General features: G+C 54.9%; 13 protein-coding genes. 5 read left to right on the top strand and 8 right to left on the bottom strand.

Annotated elements, in window-relative coordinates:
• Positions 1 to 31: 31 nt before the first annotated feature.
• Complete coding sequence (locus ABD931_RS06305; protein ID WP_345265079.1) at positions 32 to 961, bottom strand: hydrogen peroxide-inducible genes activator; 930 nt, start codon at positions 959 to 961, stop codon at positions 32 to 34.
• 142 nt (positions 962 to 1,103) lie between these two features.
• On the opposite strand from ABD931_RS06305, the gene ABD931_RS06300 reads away from it, so the two are divergent.
• The gene (locus ABD931_RS06300; protein ID WP_345265077.1) at positions 1,104 to 1,907 is read left to right on the top strand and encodes a hypothetical protein; all 804 of its coding nucleotides are present in this window, start codon (positions 1,104 to 1,106) and stop codon (positions 1,905 to 1,907) included.
• A gap of 40 nt (positions 1,908 to 1,947) precedes the next feature.
• The gene (gene hemH / locus ABD931_RS06295; RefSeq protein ID WP_345265075.1) at positions 1,948 to 3,018 is read left to right on the top strand and encodes a ferrochelatase; all 1,071 of its coding nucleotides are present in this window, start codon (positions 1,948 to 1,950) and stop codon (positions 3,016 to 3,018) included.
• Positions 3,019 to 3,214: 196 nt separating this feature from the next.
• Here the strand turns inward: hemH and ABD931_RS06290 are convergent, their stop codons facing one another.
• Both ABD931_RS06290 and ABD931_RS06285 read right to left on the bottom strand, forming a co-directional pair.
• Entirely contained in the window at positions 3,215 to 4,210 is a 996-nt protein-coding gene (locus tag ABD931_RS06290; RefSeq protein WP_345265073.1) for a c-type cytochrome, read from the bottom strand.
• A 215-nt stretch (positions 4,211 to 4,425) separates the two neighbouring features.
• Positions 4,426 to 5,469 (bottom strand): hypothetical protein, encoded by a 1,044-nt coding sequence (locus tag ABD931_RS06285; RefSeq protein ID WP_345265071.1) that lies wholly within the window; start codon positions 5,467 to 5,469, stop codon positions 4,426 to 4,428.
• Between the two features lie 202 nt (positions 5,470 to 5,671).
• On the opposite strand from ABD931_RS06285, the gene ABD931_RS06280 reads away from it, so the two are divergent.
• Positions 5,672 to 6,541, top strand: coding sequence for an OmpA family protein (locus tag ABD931_RS06280; RefSeq protein ID WP_345265069.1), 870 nt, complete (start codon positions 5,672 to 5,674; stop codon positions 6,539 to 6,541).
• A gap of 80 nt (positions 6,542 to 6,621) precedes the next feature.
• On the opposite strand, the gene ABD931_RS06275 is transcribed toward ABD931_RS06280, so the two are convergent.
• From ABD931_RS06275 to nadE, 4 genes are read right to left on the bottom strand one after another with little or no spacing between them, the layout of a single operon-like run.
• Positions 6,622 to 7,476, bottom strand: a complete 855-nt coding sequence (locus ABD931_RS06275; protein ID WP_345265067.1) for a DMT family transporter — start codon at positions 7,474 to 7,476, stop codon at positions 6,622 to 6,624.
• Positions 7,473 to 7,913 (bottom strand): PIN domain-containing protein, encoded by a 441-nt coding sequence (locus ABD931_RS06270; RefSeq protein ID WP_345265064.1) that lies wholly within the window; start codon positions 7,911 to 7,913, stop codon positions 7,473 to 7,475. Before ABD931_RS06270 ends, ABD931_RS06275 begins: the two co-directional genes overlap by 4 nt.
• A complete protein-coding gene (locus ABD931_RS06265; RefSeq protein ID WP_345265062.1) occupies positions 7,910 to 8,137 on the bottom strand; it encodes a hypothetical protein in 228 nt (75 codons plus the stop codon). The genes ABD931_RS06270 and ABD931_RS06265 overlap by 4 nt, the downstream gene beginning before the upstream one ends.
• A gap of 38 nt (positions 8,138 to 8,175) precedes the next feature.
• Positions 8,176 to 10,221: an NAD(+) synthase gene (nadE, locus tag ABD931_RS06260; protein WP_345265060.1), complete on the bottom strand. Its 2,046-nt coding sequence runs from the start codon at positions 10,219 to 10,221 to the stop codon at positions 8,176 to 8,178.
• A gap of 105 nt (positions 10,222 to 10,326) precedes the next feature.
• On the opposite strand from nadE, the gene ABD931_RS06255 reads away from it, so the two are divergent.
• Entirely contained in the window at positions 10,327 to 11,472 is a 1,146-nt protein-coding gene (locus ABD931_RS06255) for a hypothetical protein (protein WP_345265058.1), read from the top strand.
• A 252-nt stretch (positions 11,473 to 11,724) separates the two neighbouring features.
• The gene (locus ABD931_RS06250) at positions 11,725 to 14,115 is read left to right on the top strand and encodes an ABC transporter permease (protein WP_345265056.1); all 2,391 of its coding nucleotides are present in this window, start codon (positions 11,725 to 11,727) and stop codon (positions 14,113 to 14,115) included.
• 93 nt (positions 14,116 to 14,208) lie between these two features.
• On the opposite strand, the gene ABD931_RS06245 is transcribed toward ABD931_RS06250, so the two are convergent.
• Complete coding sequence (locus ABD931_RS06245) at positions 14,209 to 15,684, bottom strand: nicotinate phosphoribosyltransferase (protein WP_345265054.1); 1,476 nt, start codon at positions 15,682 to 15,684, stop codon at positions 14,209 to 14,211.
• Between the last annotated feature and the right edge of the window lie 105 nt (positions 15,685 to 15,789).

Here is a 15,789-nt window from a genome sequence, read left to right as displayed (position 1 = left end):
TTTCTTCTATTCGTAACTCAAAACCCCCGAACTACAAACTCACCACCATCCCTTTTTCCCACCGGTTCAGTTCTGCCGGCATATGCCCCAGGACTTCCTGCTGCAAGGCATCGATCAACCCTTTTTTGAGGTAGCTGCGGTGGGTGACCAGGCTTACCTCCCGCACCGGCTGCGGATCAACAAATGGCTTTACGCGAGTCAGCCGCTCGGTGGGCATATCGAGGGTGGCGAGGTAGGGAATCAGGGTGAAGCCGTCCTGCTTGTCAATGATCTTCATGAGGGTTTCGAGGGAGCCGGTTTCGTAGCGGAGGGGCTGGGCTCCGCGTAACGGTTGCCCACATAGGTTCATCACCTGGTTGCGGAAGCAGTGACCTTCAGACAGCAGCCACAGGCCGTCGGTCAGCAGGTCATCGGCGGTAACGCGGTCGCGCTGGTACAGCGGATGCGCCGGTGAGGTGTAGAGCATAAACGGTTCGTAGAACAGCGGAAACTCCCGCAGGCCACTATCCGGCAGGGGCGTCACCACAATGCCGACATCGAGCATCCCGTTTTTTAGCTTATCGATCACCTGATCGGTCAGCAGTTCGTGCACATGCACGGTTACGGCCGGGTATTTACCGATAAACGAGCGGATAAAATACGGCAGCAGATACGGAGCCAGCGTTGGGATAAGGCCCAGCCGGAGTTCTCCGCTGATCTCGTTCTTCGACTCCTTCACCAGTTCGGGGATGCGCCGGGCCGCCTGCACCACCTCGCGGGCCTGCGCCAGAATGACCTGCCCGGTCTCGGTGGGCACCACCGGCTGTTTAGACCGGTCAAAAATCAGTATACCTAACTCATCTTCCAGCTTTTGTATCTGCATGCTCAGCGTCGGCTGGGTAACGTGGCAATGCTCGGCCGCCGTGGCAAAATGGCGGTAAGTATCCACCGATACGATGTATTCCAGTTGGGTTAATGTCATAGCAGCATCGACTTACGCTGACCGGCCGACCCGGAAAGTAAGGTTATTTGCTTAGTTTTTTATACGTACCGGCTTGATTCGTATATCAATGCCGAAATATAGTGTATTTTGCGCCTAAACATCTTTTTTGTTTCATCACTCTATGCAAACGTCTCTACTCCGCTTGCTGATGGCCAGTAGTTTGTTCGCCATCATTCTGGTACAACCGGCCTGCTCCCAAAGCCGCAAAAATGCAAATCCGCCGGCCGACGGCTTCGACATGGCCGGCTCCGACCCCAAAGCCGTGCAAATTGCCGATCAGGTGATGGAGGCTATGGGGGGGCGGGCCAACTGGGATAAAACCCACCTGATTGCCTGGACGTTCTTCGGTAACCGCCGGCTGATCTGGGATAAATGGACCGGTAACGTACGGGTTGATAATCTGAAAAATGACCAGACGATTCTGCTGAACATCAACACCGACAAAGGTCGGGTTTTCCGCAACGGCAAGGAACTGACCGAATCCGACTCGGTAGCGAAGTACGTCAAAATGGGCAAAGGCCAATGGATCAACGATTCGTACTGGCTGGTGATGCCGTTCAAGCTGAAAGACTCCGGCGTGACGCTGAAATACCTCGGCGACGCCAAAACACAGGACGGCAACGACGCCGATTTGCTGCAACTGACCTTTAAGGGCGTCGGCAATACCCCCGATAACAAATACCATGTCTGGGTCGACAAAAACACCCACCTGGTTTCCCAGTTCGCCTACTTCCCTAAGTACACCGACGAGAAGCCACAGTTTGTAAGCCCCTGGACCCATTACGAAAAGCACGGCGACATTCTGATCTCAGGTAAGCGGGGTGAGCGGGAGATCACCGATATTCGCGTCTTTAATGGTCTCCCCGGCGAAGTCTTTACCTCTCTCGACCGCACCGACCTGAGCCGCTACCCGGAAGCGAAGTAGGTGATGCAACAAACTTGTTAAAAACACTGTTCTCCGGAGTATGGAAACAACTGTTTCAAAACAACCAACCGTACCCCGTACCCAATTAGGCAAAACCGGCGTTTTGCTGGTTAATCTCGGCACACCCGACAGCCCGTCGGTGCCCGACGTTCGTAAATACCTGCGGGAGTTTCTGATGGACGGCCGCGTCATCGACATTCCGTTTATTCCCCGCTTTCTGCTGGTCAACGGCATTATCGCGCCGTTTCGGGCACCCAAATCGGCAAAGGTGTACAAAGCCGTCTGGACCGAAAACGGCTCCCCGCTTAAATACTACGGCGAAGTGGTGGAGCGGGAGTTGCAGAAAACGCTCGGCGACAGCTACGTGGTGAAGCTGGCAATGCGCTACCAAAGCCCCAGCATTGACGCCGGGCTGGCGAAATTTCAGCGGCTGGGGCTGACCGACATCATTGTCATCCCCTTCTTCCCGCAATATGCCTCCGCCACCACCGGTTCGGTTTACCAGAAGGTGATGGATGTTGTGAAGGATTGGCAGATCATTCCCCGCATCGAGTTTGTCAACAGCTTTCTCGACCATCCCAAGTTTATCCAGGGCTTTGTGCAACTGGGCCGCAAATACATGGCCGAGTACAATTACGAGCATTTCATTTTCAGCTACCACGGCCTGCCCGAGCGCCAGATTCGCAAAGGCGACGTTACCAGCGAGGTGTGCCGGCTGGGCGACTGCTGCTCGTCGCTGCACGCCATGAACCAGTATTGCTACCGGGCGCAGTGTTTCGAGACCACCCGCCGGCTGGTGCGTGAACTGGGCATACCCGAGGGTAGGTATACCACCTGCTTCCAGTCGCGGCTCGGTAATGACCCCTGGATCAAGCCGTACACGGAAGACACCATTAAAGACTTAGCGCAGAAAGGTATTAAAAGCGTGCTGGCTTTCTCTCCCGCCTTTGTTGCCGATTGCCTCGAAACAACCATTGAAGTTGGCGAGGAGTATAAAGAATTGTTTGAAGAGAACGGCGGTAAACATTGGCAACTGGTTGAAAGCCTGAACGATAGCCCAATCTGGATTGAAACATTAGCGGATCTGGTTAAAAGTAAAACACTAGTTTAAATAAACTAAAAAAGCCGCCCAACCAGGCGGCTTTTTTAATTTATTGGCTCACAAGCATGTCGGTTTTCGCTGTTGGCATACGGTCTGACACCTTCGTTTGTTCTACCGAATACTAACAAATTCCTGGCACTTATTCAAGGGTTCAGCCAAAAATATTTTCCGTTTCTGCCCCCCTCTCCGTTTTACTTAAACGTAATCACCGGTTCGCCATAGGAGTAGGCCGGGCGGTAAACTTCTCTACTTTATTTTCGATGGGCTTGAGGGTACGCAGGTAATCATAAATTGCGCCCAGATCCTGCTCAGTCATCCCGGCAAACATTGTCCAGGGCATTATTGTGTTAAACTCGCCCTCATTCACAGCCGGTGCTTCGTAGCCATCGCCGTGCGATTTAAATTTGTGAATGAATTGTCCTTTCGTCCAGGTCGCCAGTCCCGTTTTGGCGGGCGTAATATTAGCCGTGCGTACCGTGCCCGTTGGCAGTGGAAACTCACGGCCTCCGGCAAACTCCATACCAGCAATCAGCTGTCCCTGATCGTCGGCCTGGGTATGACATTCGATACAACTGGCGAACGTGACCAGATACTTTCCGTATTCAACTGAATTAGCCGGATCGGGGCGCTTGCCTCCTTCAGTTTTTGCCGGTATGGTATTCACGATAAAATTGACCGGAAAATCCAGTTCGGTAGCCTTTACCTGGTTCTGAATCGGAGGAAGCGTACGGAGATAGGCAATAATGGCTTTGATATCGTCAGGGGCCATCTGCGCGAACCGCTGATAGGGCATAAGCGGGAACAAAGCTCTGCCGTCTTTGCTGACGCCGGTGGTAATGGCCCGGTAAATCTCGCCATCGGTCCAGTTGCCCAGATGAGCCGGGGTCAGATTAGGGGCATATATATCACCCGGAAAGCCCATGTCCCGCCCAAAAGCCTCACCACCCCTTCCGTACGAATTAACGACCAGCGGAGCTCCCAACCGGTTATAGTCGCGTTCGGAATGACAGTCAATACAGAGGGCTACATGATGCGCCAGGTATTTCCCGCGCTCAATCTGGGCGGCATCAGCCTGAATTTTCATCTCCGGAGCCGGGCCTACATCCGGCAGCATCAATTTCACGTAGGCGACACCACCGAGGACCAGCAGGGCCACCGCCCCAACAACGCCCAGGGCAACTCGTACAATTTTTCGCTTCATACTGATTATTGGTTATAGGGTTTGTATCATCTAACCTACAAAAATTATAGGGAATCAAATTTCTATTGGATGAATATTTCGGTTGTCATTTAGTAAACGGTTTTAGCTGATTATCAGCGGCACCAGCCACAAGCGATTAGTATACAGCTTTCGTCTTCAAGCAACAAAAAAGCCGAACGACATGTCGTTCGGCCTACGGTGGGCAATCTCGTTAGTTAAGCCGCCATTTTACGACTTAGCATAGGCTCAATCAGTTGATGCAGCCGCTCGCGCACAAAGCCTTCCTGTAGATACGACGGCAGTTTGGCAATAAGCTGCTTATAGCCCGCTACACCCAGCGCCTTGGCTATATAAATCTCGTGTACGGCATTGATGTGCGATACGATATTAACCAGGCTCTGGTGGAATAATTTAACATCAATCTCCGAATCGACAAACCGCTCGATCTCGCGGTTAGTCGACGAAATCCGCAGCCGGCTCAGCATATCGAAATACGTGGTATAGCCGATTTGACGGGCCAGTTGCTTGTATTGCTCGGTGCTGAACTTTTGCAGAATCTCGCCCGTTCGCTGACTCCGCAGGGCCGTTTTCGGGTTGCTCTGCATAATCACCTTCAATGCTTTAATCCGCTGGTCACGGGTAGTTTTCAGAAACTGCGCCAGCTCCAGCTGGGCGGCAACTTCCCGTGAGGGCAAAGCCAGATCTGGTTTCGCACCATCGTCCATACGCTTGGCCATGGGCAGCCGGTGCAGCCGGTAATTGTTCAGCGGCCCCAGGGCGTAGTAGCCCACAGAGGCTGGGTAAAAGCCGCGCACTACGGCGTTGCCGATCCGCTTCCGGATCAGGTCTTCGTTACTTACGTTGATACCCTGCACGGTCAGAAACGCCCGCGCACTGAACAGGGCGCTGTAGTATGCCTGCGGGAAGGTCCAGTGCAACGAGCTTTGTAAATATTGTTCGTCGTTCACAACCGGCGTAATCCGCAGTGCATATTCGGCGCTCCAGCTATTGAGCAGTAACTTCTCCAGCGCTTTCCGTTGCTCATCGGTAACCGACGGCTCAAACTGCTGGTAAATCGGAAACTTCACTACATCGAACAGATCATCCAGGTTCTGGATGTGAAAATCCATCGCAAAAAAATGATTCAGGAACACCTGTGCCGGTATAGATTTACGCCAATTTTCGTCCATCGGCAGACCTGCCCCGAATGGTGCCTGGGAATCCATTGCATTCATCGCCACATTGGTTGTCTCTCTCATACTTTATCAACAAATCTGCCCCGGTATACGTTCATTTTCTGCCCCGGTTTTAAGCTATTAAATATACTGAAAAACAACTCATTAAGCAACATTTTTATGCTCTATGACGTGCTATTTTTTTAAGCCTGTTCAAGGGTATCCTGAGGGCTTTTTTTGAGCCTACGGGGACAATTTTACCCCTGTTTGGCGTTACTTTTGTGTTATGATAAAACTCTTTTTTATCCAACTTGCCGGTCTGCTCTATATGGCGTTGCCTATGGCTTCTGTCTGTTTGGGTCAGCCGGACCGGCAAGCGGTAGAACCAGCCCAGGAAACCCTGATTGAAGGAGCGGTTGTCGACGCCGAAACGCGTCGGATGCTTATTGGCGCGGTGGTTAGCATCCGGTATGCAGATCAAACCAGGCCCTTTACCAGCATGACCATTACCGACGGCAGCTTTCGCTTCCGGCTGGACCCGAAACGCTCCTATATCATTAGCACCCGGGCTCCCGGCTACGATACCAAAGAAGAGCCGTTTGCGTTTACCTCGACCTTTCCGACCCATCTGACCGGAAAACTGATCATGCTCGGGCGCACCCTTGCCCGGCCATCGGCCGACACGCCTGCGGTCACGAAAACGACACCCGCACCGGAAGTTCGGAAAGCTACCAACCAACCCACTACAACGGGTACTCCCCCGGCCAAAGCACCCAGCGTACCTGCGCCTACGGCACTACGGCTAGAAAAAGACGTTACTACTGAACTACGGGCCATCCAGTTTGCCCAAAGCACTGCCGACCTGCTGCCGGACTCGCAGCCTGAACTGGATAACCTGCTGACGTTTCTGCGGGATAACCCCAGGGTGGAGATCGAACTGGCCGGCCATACCGACAATCAGGGTGATTTTGACAAGAATCTGGCTCTATCGAAACAACGGGCCGATGTAATCAAACAGTTTCTGGTGAAAAACGGCATTGCGGCCCGGCGCATCCAAACCCGTGGCTACGGCGGCACCCGCCCCGTTGCCGGCAACAACACCGAAGAAACCCGCCGACTGAACCGGCGCGTCGAACTGATCATCCGGAAAATATGAACGGATTTGGGATTGAGGATTTGGGATTTGGGATTTAAAAAGCGCTGCTAATGAGCGACGAGTAAATCCCAAATCCCAAATTATTTCCTTGCCAGGTACAGGCCGCCGATGACCAGTACCGTACCGACTACGGTGTATAGCGTAATGGGCTCGCCCATGAGCCAGGCGGAGTAGGCAAAGCCGAAGATGGGACAGAGAAACAGCCACAGCGACGCCCGCACCGCATCCAGCCGGACCAGGTAAAACCAGAGCTGTAACGCCACTACGGATACCGGAACGATCAGCCAGAACACGGAAGCCCAGAAACGGGTATCGTAGTGCGTAGTGGCCATATCCCCCGCCAGCAGCGTAATAGGCAGCAGCAACAGCCCGCCGAGCATCACCTGCCAGCCGTTGATAACGAGATTGGGCAACCGCCAGGTAATGCGGGCGTAGTACACCGTTGCCGCCGATACCGAAATCATGCCGACGAGCAGAATTAGCAGCCCCTGTACGGTGGCATGGCTGTCTTCGAGCAGCGGATACGTGGCAACGCCCACGCCGGCCAGTCCCAGCAGGAGCCCTGCGCCTTCATTCCATAGCAGGGGCCGCCGGAGCCATATAGCCGACAGCAGCGTAATAAATAGCGGATTGGTTGCTGTAGACAGGCTACCAATACCCGCCGACACCTCCTCCATCGCCAGCACAAAGGTGCCCAGGTAGATGGTCGTATTGAGCAGCGCAAAGATGGTCAGTTGCCGCCATTCGATGCCTTTGGGCCGGGCATTATGATTCGACCGCAGGCCATGGGCGTAGAACAGCATCAGGCCACCCGCGATCAAAAACCGCACATTGGCCAGCACCAGCGGATCAGCCGATTGTATACCGAACTTTGTTGCCACCGCTGCCGACGCCCACAGCGCGGCAAAAAGCAGGCCCAGGAGGATTGTTTTCATACCAGGCCTAACTTAATTTGCTCTTCTATAAAGCTCTCGAAAAGTTGAACCTTCGTGTACCCCCTGGCAACAAGGCCGTTGTGCAAAACCTGATCTCTGGTGAGTAATGTGGCGTTCAATTCTTCTACCAGGGCTACATAGGCAATGTCTTTTGGGTCAATAGTTTTGACCAACTCCGCAGCATGAACCTTGTTTGCGTCAGAAACAATGTAAGCAGGCACCACTATAAGTCTCGAAAAGATAAATAGAATAAACTCCTTTAGCTGCTCACTCTCTGTTCCGGCCTTCTTCCGGATAAGTGCTCGGTACTTTTCCAGCTCAATAAGGGCAAAGTCAGGTATATAAAAAACGTATGTAGAGAATAATGCCCTATAAACTGGCTTACGACTTAGAATACCGCTGAACAGAATATTGGCATCCAGTATATAAGAGGTCATTTTGTGCGGTGCTGGCGTTGGTATTCGTCAAACGCTTCCTGCCGGGCGTGCTCAAACTCCTTCTCCCAATCCACTCCTTCCGCTGCCTGCATAGATGCCTGTATGCTCTCCTCCAGCAGTTTAAAACGCTGGTAAGCTAATTCTTCCTCCAGCAGCTTTTGGACAGCGGCTACTCCGAGCCGCTGCACCAGGTCATCCTGCACTTCGATCTTAATTGTTCTCATAGTCTGCTAATTTACAAATAATAGTGGGTTGCATTAAGCTAAAACCCAATCTTCCCCTTGCGCCGGTTGCCGTCCCAGCCGCTGGCGTAGTCTTTCATCTGCTGGATTTCTTTCTCAAAACCGCCCGACAGGATCGGGAAGCGCATCCAGCCACGCGGGTCCAGGTTGTGGTCGTCGAGGTGGAACGAGGGGGCGTAGCGCTCGCGCTTCCACTGGTTGCGGCTCCAGAGCCGGAAAAAGCGCTCCACCCACAGCAAGAGCTTCTCCCGGTCGTAAACACCCTTGAAGCGGACCTCCATCGCTTTCAGCACTTCTACCGGCGGCTGCTTGTCGCGGATGCCGATCAGCTCTATGGCGTTCAGCACCTCGTACGGCATCAGGTCGTCTTCGTCGGTCTGGTTGCGGTCCAGCGGCCGCAATTCGGCGGTGGGCTGCAGGTTATTGACGGCGTGCAGGCCCGCAATGGTAATGCGCTCGTCGGGCGTGGGCGTGTTAATGACGTTCAGTCCTTCGGTTTCGAGCCAGCGCAGCCAGCCGCGCAGAAAATGCTTGTCGATGCCCGTGATGGGCGAGATGCTGCCCGCCGTATCGCCGTCCATGGTGGCGTAGCCCACGGCGGCTTCAGAACGGTTGGAGGTCGAGAGCAGCAGGGCGTTGTTCAGGTTGGCCAGCATCCAGACACCCGGTGCCCGCACCCGCGCCTGAATGTTCTGTAACGTCAGATCGTCGGTCTCCCATTTGAGCTGACGGCCAATCTGATCTTCAATCAGTTTGGTATACGTCTCGACCAGCCCATTGATGTTGATGTTGTAAAACGTGGCCCCGATCGACTCCGCCAGCGACTGCGCCGAGTGCAGCGTATCGGGCGAGCTGTTTTCGGTGCCCTGGTAGATAACCGTCAGCAGCTTGCCGACCATCTCCTCGGGCGACTGACAAGCCTGAATGGCGTTGATATAGCTCAGCTTCTTTTTAATACCGTCCAGCCCGATATTTTCGGCGGCCATCTTCACCATCAGGAACACCAGGGCGGCAATGGACGACGAATCGGCACCCCCGCTCAGCGACAGCACGTACCCCTGCGAACGACTCTTCCGCAGGTAATCGAACAGGCCGAGCGCTACGGCGCGGGCAAACTCCTCTTCTTTCAAAGCGCCACCCCGCTCCCAGGGTTCCAGTTCGGCTTTCTGCATTACCGGGCCGATCTCCGGAAAATCGAAGGTGCCCGGTACGCGCAGGTTGGGCATCAGCAGAGACAGGTTGACGCGGTTCTGCGCCTGCGTCAGCCGCGTTACCTCTACATCGATTACGGCCGGTACAATCACAAAATCTTCGTAGCTCAGCCGGGCACCGGATACCAGCAGTTCGCCGTTGCTGGCCACCATAGCGTCACCGTCGAAAATAGCCCGGCCCGATTCATTACCCAGCATATTGGTGTACACGTAGCTGACGCCAAACGAGCGCGACGCATCAATGACAAAGCGCTCCCGCACCTGCGACTTAAAGAACGAAAAATGGCTGGCGCTGGGGTTCAGGATAATGTCGACACCCCGCTCATAGAGCGACCGGCCCGGCCGCCCGGCAATCCAGGCATCTTCGCAGATCTCGAAACCGATGCGGATGCCCGATACCTCAAACACCAGATCACCGAGCGGGTAGCTAAACTCTCCTACTTTAATTTCGTCGCGCAGGTTAAGCACCCAGGGTTGAAACCAGCGGTGCTCGTAGTGAATGCCGTTGTTGGCCAGGTACTGCTTGGCCACAAAGCCCAGAATGCGCTTGTTGGCGATCAGACAGGCCACGTTGAAGGTCCGGTTGCTGTGCCGGATGGGTAAGCCCACCGATACAATGATGTCCTGCGTGTGATTGACAATCTCCAGCAAAGAGGCAATAGACTGGTCGATGGTGTTTTGCGAAAAGAAGGCGTCTTCGCAACCGTAGCCGGAGATACAAAGCTCGGGCAGGCAGAGCAGGCTGACGCCCTGGTTCCGGGCTTCGTCGATGGCGTTGATGATATTTTGCTGATTGTGTTCCCAGGCTAAAGGGATTTGATTAAGAACTCCGGCCGCTACGTTGATAAGTTTCATGCAAGTGTGTTACGTACGATATACAGGAATAACAAAAATGCGCTGAAAATAGATTTACTTCCTAATTTTGGCAGCACAGCCTTACTGATAAACCCATCCAGTCCCATGCGCTATTCGTGGTCACTTCTGCTGCTGACACTCTCGCTACTAACGCTCACCGAGTGTAAGACCGCCCAAACGCCCGCTCAGGGTTCTACAACCGACAGTGATCGAAAGGTGAGTAAGTCCGGCGTAGACCGGCGGGTCTTAGCCACCATTACGCAGGAAGGCTTTATCGATTGCTTTGACGAAGTGCCCGACGGACCGGCGGTCTGGTGCGAAGCCTCGGCCATTCTCTTCGACGGCAACGATATACTGGTGGCCAGCGACAAAGACGTACCGGGCGGAAAAGCATCCGTCTTTTATTGGGGCTATCGCAACGACGATTTCACCCGCCCCGGCCAGAAACCCAACTACCTGACCGGCGAAGCGTTTAAGATCGGTAAGAAATACGAGGATTTTGCACTGACACCCGACGGCCGATATGCGTTTCTGACCACGGCCTTCGACCGCATCAAGCCGGACAGTAAAGAGTGGAACGGCTACAGCACCATTCTGTACTGGAACACCAACAACCGCGACGACGTAAAGGTCCTGGGTGCCACCCCCGACGACCCCACCTCGGTGAGCCTGCGGGAGCAGATTTCCCGGCTGCTGACCTCACCGGACTTTCCCAACGGGGCTCCCTATTTTAAGATCGAGGGCCTGGCCGCTACCGACGACCGGCTCTATCTGGGCATCCGCGAAGAAGGGGCTAAATATGATGCCTTCCAGTACAAGATCAAATTGCTGTCGGTGCCGTACCGCATCGATAACGGACAGGTTAGCCTGACGGGGCCGTTCAGTGTAGCGGCCGATTTTGACCTGGCCGCGTCTTATCCCAACCTGCCGAAGCCACTCGCCCTCTCCAGCATCGAATATGATAAGGTATACGACCAGTTTTACGTTCTGACCTCCTATGAAAACGGCGAGCAGTTGGCCGCCTACCTCTGGACAGTAGACCGGGACAATCTGGGCACGAACAAACTGCGGCCCATTGTCGATTACCGCACCGGCACCTTCCTGAAGTTTGACCACAAAGCCGAAGACCTCACCATCATTACCCCCCGCCGGCTTATGGTCATTCACGACGATGACCGGGTGCAGACAAAGGTTGGGACTCAGACGCGGAAGCCGAATCAATCGGCGTATAGTGTGGTGGAATTTAAGTGAGGGTATACCCCACCCCCGCCCCCCCCCTCTTAGTTCAAGGGGAGGGGTAAGCTGTCCGCAACCGAACGCGCCCTGTCCATAAATGGACAACGCCTTAGCGCTTACCGCCCGTAGCTAAGAAATAATAAGGCAATCCGCATCTGGCATTACTTTTGGGTATCCTATGGAGTCGACTCAGCCTGGCTAACCGCTGCGCCGAGAGCATCCACCCAGCGGCAGGTCTCATACACCTGCTGGTAAACCCGCTCCTTTATGCTCAGAAATTACCTCAAGATCGCCATTCGCAACCTGTGGAAGAACCGTACCTTCAGCCTGATCAACGTGCTGGGTCTGGCCGTCGGGCTGACTGTCTGCCTGCTGATCGGCCTGTTCATTGCCGATGAACTGAGCTACGACCGCTTTCACGCCAACGCCGACCGCATTGTACGGGTGGTGAATCACTTCCGGTGGGAAGGCAACCAGATCGACGCGGCCTCTACCTCAGGCCCGTACGCGCCCGCCCTTAAAGCTGATTTTCCGGAGGTAGAGCAAGCCGTACGCATCCTGACCGAAGGGGGCGAATATCTCAAATCCACTGGTGAGCCGGTCAAAAGCGTGGTGATATACGCCGATTCGGGCTTTTTCGAGCTGTTTAGCTACCCGTTTCTGGCGGGAGACCCGGCGCGGGCGCTGGATAGCCCGAATTCAATGGTACTGACCCGCTCGGTAGCCGAACACCTTTTTGGGAATGCGTCCAAAGCGTACGGCCAGACCATTCACATCCAGAATAGTCCGGATTATCTCATTACGGGCGTAGTGGCCGATCCGCCCATGCAATCGCATTTCCAGTTTGGAGCCGTGGGCGCTATCAACACGAATGCGGCTTTTCTGAAGGAGTGGCAGAACTTTTCATTGTATACCTACCTGCTGCTTCCCAACGACTACGATGTGGCCCAATTGCAGGCCAAAATGCCGGCGTTCTACAAGAAACACCTGGACATGATGGGTGTAACGGCGTTTCTGGAGTTGCAACCGCTGACATCCATTCACCTGCACTCACACCTGGTTAACGAGCTGTCGGCCAATGCCGATATACGGTATCTGTACCTGTTTGGGGTTGTGGCGGCTATTATCCTGCTGCTGGCGGGTATCAACTATATCAACCTGACCACGGCGCAATCGGCGATGCGGGCCAAAGAGATCGGTATCCGGAAGGTGGTGGGCTCGCTGCGTGGCCAGTTGGTGGCGCAGTTCCTGACCGAATCGCTGCTGCTGGCCGGTTTGGCGCTGGTGGTGTGTGCACAGTTGGTCGAGCTGGCGCTGCCGTTTGTCAACCAGCTAACGGGTAAATCGCTCCAGGGTATAATAGACGGAAATACGCTGCTGACGGGCGGGCTGATTGGCCTCACCCTGCTCACCGGATTGCTGAGCGGACTGTACCCGGCGTTTGTGCTATCGGGCTTTGCCCCGGTGCGGGTGCTCAAATCGCGTTTCACGGCTGTCGGCCAGGGCACCCTCCGCAAAGCGCTGGTGGTGACGCAGTTTACCGTATCCATTGCACTGATTGCCGCCACGCTGGTGGTGTACGCCCAGATGCGGTATGTTTCTACCAAAAGCCTGGGTTTCACCAACGCGCCGGTGGTGGGCATTCGGGTGCCCGATTACGCCATGCGCCACCGCATGGCGGCTTTTAAAACGCAACTGCTGCGCAACCCCGCTATTCTCCAGGCGACTGCTACCACCAACCCCTTAGGCAAAGACGATCTCGGCCTGGGTGGAGTGTTTCTGGAAAAGAACAACCAGCGGGCGTCCCGTACCGATATGACCCACATGCTGGGCGTCGACACCGACTACCTGTCGACCATGCAGCTCCGGCTAAAGGCCGGTCGCGGTTTCAGCCCGGCGTTTGGGGCCGATTCACTGCGGTCGGTAATCGTCAATGAAACGCTGGTGCGCAAAGCCGGCTGGCAAAACCCTATCGGCCGAAAAGTCTGGTTCCTGCCCGCCGACGAAAAGTCGGCACTACCGGAACCGGTGGAGGTGGTAGGTGTCGTGGCCGATTTTCACGTGGCCTCCCTGCACCGGCCCATCGAGCCCGTCATTCTGACGCCGATTCGTAAGGCCGACTCCGATAATCTTCTGGTACGGCTCACTCCCGACAACCTGCCGGAGACGCTCGCGTACATCGAACGGACATTTAAGGAATTTGACCCCGCCAATATCTGCGAGACGTATTTTCTCGATCAGAACTACGCCCGGCGGTACGAATCGGACCAGCGCCGGGGGCAGCTCTTCCTGGTATCGGCGGGCCTGGCCATTTTCATCGCCTGTCTGGGTCTGTTCGGCTTAGCTACCTTCACCGCCCAGCGACGCACCAAAGAAATCGGCATCCGTAAAGTCCTGGGAGCCTCTGTACCGGGCCTTGTCTCAATGCTCAGCCGCGACTTCCTCAAACTAGTCCTCATCGCCTTCTTCATCGCCACCCCCATCGCCTGGTACGCCATGAACCGCTGGCTGCAGGATTTTGCCTATAAGGTCAACATTGAGTGGTGGATGTTCGCCCTGGCCGGTCTGCTGGCGGTGGGCATTGCGCTTGTCACCGTCTCTTTCCAGAGCGTAAAGGCAGCCCTGACCAATCCGGTGAAATCATTGCGGGCGGAATAAGAGCAGGGGTGGCAGGGAGTAGCTGGGAGTAGCAGGGTAAAAGAGCAAGAGCACCCCTGCAATCCCATGCTACCCCTGCCATCCCCTGCCACCTTACCCCTGCCCCCGTAGCTTCAGAATCAGGGCCGTTTTGAGTTCGTGCAGTTGTCGCTCCAGACCGACGGGATAGGTATGGGGATTGACAAACCGCTTAACGCCTGGGTGTAAGCCGGCGAGTTGCTGCTGCACCCGTGCCCGCACCTGGTGAATGTCGGGCTGCTGGTAGACCAGTTTACCCTGGCGGAAGATGGGTACCAGCAGATCTTCGTAGGGTTGCCCGGCGTCAAACTTCCGGCGCCTGGTGAAATCCAGCGGATCAATCATCGTGGCGGCATCGGTAAGTTGCAGCTCTTCGTCGTAGATCATATCGGAGACGAAATTACCCCGTTCGTCCAGGTACCGCCGGACCTGCTGAATACCGGGCGTGGAGGTTTTAACGGCCTGCTCCGACAGCTTCATCTTGTATTCCCAGCGAGTCTGTTCCCCATTTTTCTCCCGAATGGCGGCCAGCTTATAAACCCCACCCAGGGCCGGCTGGTCGTAAGCGGTAACGAGTTTGGTGCCCACACCCCAGATGTTGATCTGTGCCCCCTGCTCTTTCAGACTGGTGATGATGTGCTCGTCCAGGTCGTTACTGGCCACAATGCCGGTGTTGGGAAAACCGGCTTCGTCCAGCAGCTTGCGGGCTTCAATGCTCAGGTAAGCCAGGTCACCGGAATCGAGCCGGATGCCGGCCAGGGTATGGCCCCGCTCCCGCAGTGTATGGCCAACGCGGATGGCGTTGCGCACCCCCTCCAGCGTATCGTAGGTATCAACCAGAAACGTCACGTTGTTGGGCAGCACCCTGGCATACGTTTCAAAGGAAGTCAGTTCGTCCGGGAACGACATCACCCAGCTATGGGCGTGGGTGCCTTTTACCGGAATGCCGTACAGCTTCCCGGCCAGTACGTTGGAGGTGGCATCGCAGCCGCCGATATAAGCCGCCCGGCTGGCCGTCATGCCGCCGTCGACCCCCTGCGCCCGACGAAGTCCAAACTCCAGGATAGTATCGTCTTTAGCCGCCAGCCGGAGCCGGGCGGCTTTGGTGGCAATCAGCGACTGAAAGTTGACCATATTCAGCAGGGGCGTTTCCAGCAACTGGCATTGCAGAATAGGGCCACGTATGCGTAGCAGCGGCTCATTGGGAAACACCACCGTGCCTTCGGGTATGGCATCGATATCACAGGTAAACTCCAGTTGCGCCAGGTAGCGGAGAAAATCGGCGTCGAAAAGCGGTTTGCCGTCGTTGCCGGTCAGCGTTCTCAGGTAGCGGATATCTTTTTTTGAGAGCCCATATTCACGGAGGTAACCGATCACGTAATTGAGGCCGCAGGCTACGGTAAAGCCGCTGCTGAACGGGTGTTTGCGGAAGTACAGGTTAAAAACGGCCTCTTTCTCAGCCGTTTGCGATTGGTAATACCCATACGCCATTGTCAGTTGGTACAGATCGGTCAGCAGACTCAGCGAGGTATCATACAGCTTGTTAATCATGCAGGGAGCGGCAATTCGCTAAAATTTTTGACTGTAAAACAAGGGCTTAGAAATTATTCACACAAATATTATTAGCGAGTCAAACAAAAATTTAATAAAATTGGT

The sequence above is a fragment of the Nibrella viscosa genome, from assembly GCF_039541875.1.
GTDB lineage: Bacteria > Bacteroidota > Bacteroidia > Cytophagales > Spirosomataceae > Nibrella > Nibrella viscosa.
This window is presented reverse-complemented; position numbering and strand designations above follow the sequence as displayed.

Bases quoted from the DNA above. Each gene is read 5' to 3' on its own strand.
- ABD931_RS06305 (WP_345265079.1), bottom strand. From the start codon at position 961: ATGACATTAACCCAACTGGAATACATCGTATCGGTGGATACTTACCGC.
- ABD931_RS06300 (WP_345265077.1), top strand. From the start codon at position 1,104: ATGCAAACGTCTCTACTCCGCTTGCTGATGGCCAGTAGTTTGTTCGCC.
- hemH (WP_345265075.1), top strand. From the start codon at position 1,948: ATGGAAACAACTGTTTCAAAACAACCAACCGTACCCCGTACCCAATTA.
- ABD931_RS06290 (WP_345265073.1), bottom strand. From the start codon at position 4,210: ATGAAGCGAAAAATTGTACGAGTTGCCCTGGGCGTTGTTGGGGCGGTG.
- ABD931_RS06285 (WP_345265071.1), bottom strand. From the start codon at position 5,469: ATGAGAGAGACAACCAATGTGGCGATGAATGCAATGGATTCCCAGGCA.
- ABD931_RS06280 (WP_345265069.1), top strand. From the start codon at position 5,672: ATGATAAAACTCTTTTTTATCCAACTTGCCGGTCTGCTCTATATGGCG.
- ABD931_RS06275 (WP_345265067.1), bottom strand. From the start codon at position 7,476: ATGAAAACAATCCTCCTGGGCCTGCTTTTTGCCGCGCTGTGGGCGTCG.
- ABD931_RS06270 (WP_345265064.1), bottom strand. From the start codon at position 7,913: ATGACCTCTTATATACTGGATGCCAATATTCTGTTCAGCGGTATTCTA.
- ABD931_RS06265 (WP_345265062.1), bottom strand. From the start codon at position 8,137: ATGAGAACAATTAAGATCGAAGTGCAGGATGACCTGGTGCAGCGGCTC.
- nadE (WP_345265060.1), bottom strand. From the start codon at position 10,221: ATGAAACTTATCAACGTAGCGGCCGGAGTTCTTAATCAAATCCCTTTA.
- ABD931_RS06255 (WP_345265058.1), top strand. From the start codon at position 10,327: ATGCGCTATTCGTGGTCACTTCTGCTGCTGACACTCTCGCTACTAACG.
- ABD931_RS06250 (WP_345265056.1), top strand. From the start codon at position 11,725: ATGCTCAGAAATTACCTCAAGATCGCCATTCGCAACCTGTGGAAGAAC.
- ABD931_RS06245 (WP_345265054.1), bottom strand. From the start codon at position 15,684: ATGATTAACAAGCTGTATGATACCTCGCTGAGTCTGCTGACCGATCTG.